Source organism: Proteus faecis, assembly GCF_003144395.1.
GTDB lineage: Bacteria > Pseudomonadota > Gammaproteobacteria > Enterobacterales > Enterobacteriaceae > Proteus > Proteus faecis.
Genome location: NZ_PENZ01000020.1, coordinates 1 through 2381, shown reverse-complemented (window position 1 = coordinate 2381; position 2381 = coordinate 1). Strand labels below are relative to the sequence as shown.

4 protein-coding genes and 1 pseudogene are annotated in these 2381 nt (G+C 36.5%); all 5 read right to left on the bottom strand.

The window, feature by feature from the left end; all coding sequences use genetic code 11:
* Positions 1-6: 6 nt before the first annotated feature.
* A complete protein-coding gene (locus tag DK858_RS05365; protein WP_072065059.1) occupies positions 7-477 on the bottom strand; it encodes a phage terminase small subunit P27 family in 471 nt (156 codons plus the stop codon).
* Positions 478-690: 213 nt separating this feature from the next.
* Complete coding sequence (locus DK858_RS05360) at positions 691-1038, bottom strand: HNH endonuclease (protein WP_109396503.1); 348 nt, start codon at positions 1036-1038, stop codon at positions 691-693.
* A 65-nt stretch (positions 1039-1103) separates the two neighbouring features.
* Positions 1104-1442, bottom strand: a complete 339-nt coding sequence (locus tag DK858_RS05355; RefSeq protein ID WP_109396501.1) for a hypothetical protein — start codon at positions 1440-1442, stop codon at positions 1104-1106.
* A gap of 52 nt (positions 1443-1494) precedes the next feature.
* Positions 1495-2010 carry a hypothetical protein gene (locus DK858_RS05350; protein ID WP_109396499.1) on the bottom strand — a complete coding sequence of 172 codons (516 nt, stop codon included), beginning with the start codon at positions 2008-2010 and terminating at the stop codon, positions 1495-1497.
* A gap of 71 nt (positions 2011-2081) precedes the next feature.
* Positions 2082-2198 (bottom strand): annotated as a pseudogene (locus DK858_RS18260) (lysis system i-spanin subunit Rz); the annotation flags it as partial.
* Positions 2199-2381: the final 183 nt, after the last annotated feature.

Sequence of the window (2381 nt, the reverse complement as noted above, 5' to 3'; positions counted from 1 at the left end):
CATTCATCATTTGCGCTTTTTCAAAAATGCCTCAAAAGGATCTTCTTCGGCAGGAGTGTTCATAGTGACTTTTGCTCGAGAAGCGGGAGTCATACCAAATTCACTTAACATGGCACGAATACGTTTCCAAGCATCGGCCTTCATTGCAGCGGATGGATGCGCCTTTATCATCAATCCACTTTCTGTATTGTTTTTGTAGGTATAGCCTTCTTTATCGAGAACATCACAATGATGTCGATATTCAGTGTAAGCTTCGACGAGTAACTCCAATGCCTTAGCATCCATCTGACTCATGACACCCATTGCATCAAGTTCTTCAGCAATACGCTTAAACCAATACTTACCTTGCTTAGTGAAATGCTTCGGAGTTGGGGGTACCCCTTTTGGCGGTTTTGGCTCTTTTTTATTAATCGGTCGTTTTGATGGGTTCCCCCTCACTAATTGCAGATGTGACGGGGTTTTAGGCGGTCCAGCCATAATAGAAATCTCCTATCAATAATCGCTTGTGGTTCCCCAAAAAAAGTTTTCTAACCTGCGGTGATGTGAAAAGAGGTAAGGGGGCGGTCCTAGGTGGCGAGAGTGGTAGAGATTTGACCCGCCCCTCCTCCCTGGGCATTATAATTTCAATATGAAATTAAATATTTTTATAACTTTATTAAATTGTTATATATCAATATATTAGGCTTAACATTAGATTCTTTCTTTTGCGGTCTTAGTTCTATGACATGAAATACATAACGACTGCAGGTTCTCTTCCGCATCGGTACCCCCATGTGCTTTAGCAGTGATGTGGTCAACTGTTTTTGCTTCGGTGGCTCGCCCTACTCTTAAGCATTCCTGACATAGACACTTATCACGCTTGAGTATACGTGCTCGTAACTTATCCCATTGGGTACCATAACCACGTTGATGACGAGACTTACCACGCTGGTGGGTTTCCCATCCTAAGTTCTGATGATCTTCACAGTAACCGTTGCGTTCTGTTGTTGTCTTGGCGCATCCCTGTTTACGACATGCGCGAGGTATGCGAGGCGGCATTTGATCTCCTATAACCTAAAGAGGAGAATAATCCCCTTTGATTTTAAAGACAGGATTTCTCACATTTACTTCTGACTACACCACGTTCTGTTATTTAGTTCACGCACAGCTTGTGACCATGCTTGATGCTGAGTTTCCATTACTCTTTTTAACTCAGTAATAGCAATATCTTGTTCGTTGGCTTTCATGTGTAAATCTGCCAACTCAGCCGAATTAATAAAGGCATCTTTAATAAAAAATGCACCAGAAGATTGAGAGAATAGTTGTGGAATTGATTTAGGCTTCACACCTACATCTTGCATCAGTTGCTTAATACGGGTTAGTTGTTCTTCTAACTTATCTAACTCACTTGTATCTACTGAGACTTTGTAGATCAATTCACCTATCTCTTTTTTATCTGACATGGCTTTCTCCAATAAAAAAGCCACCATAATTGATAGCTTTAGCAATTGAAAATTATAGTGCCCCATACAAATCACTCAAATCAAAAAGCTTATCTTTAGGAAGATTGTATTCTTTACAAATTTTTTCACGAATATCAATAAGTTCCATTGTAAATTCTTTATAGAGATCGTTTGAGTAAGCGAAAATTTTATCATCATATAATGAAACATTATCATAATATAAAGATATATTATCCTTTATATACTTTAATCTTGTTGGCAAAATGGAGATTCTAAAAGATAGATCACTATTGATAAATTTTAAATCTAATTCATTTTTAGGTTTAAATGTAGGATAACAATTATGTTCCCTCATATGACGACCATCATTATCCGTATGTATTGGCGATTTAATGTACTCATAACATTGATTAATTAACTCTGTCAATTCAATTACAGTTGTTATTGCTAACCTAATATTCTCTAATTTTTTATTCCTATTACTTTCTCTATTAGATACATAATGAGCAACTAATTGCGTTATTATTGGAGCTGAAACACCTAGAATAAAACTTAATAAATTATCCATGTTTAAATATCTCTCACCGATACTCGTGAACCTATTCACAATAAAACACAGATAGTACTATTGATTATTATTTATAAACACCCTTGCCTTACATAATCCTGCAACCCTTTAATTATTTGCTTTGACTCTACAATTCGTTCTCTAAGTAACCAATAATTTCGGATAGTAGTGTTAGTAGATCTGTCGGTGATTCAGTTCTAGTCTGTCCTTAGCAATCAAGATAGAGCTCCCTCTCCTTAATGGATAAACGATTTATCTAACCTTGTTGGAGTTATTTATTAAAAAGCCCTGCTATTACGAGGCGATTGTTTTCTAAAAACTTACGTTGATTATTAACAGATTGGCTTACTTAATATTGGTAATCTATTGTT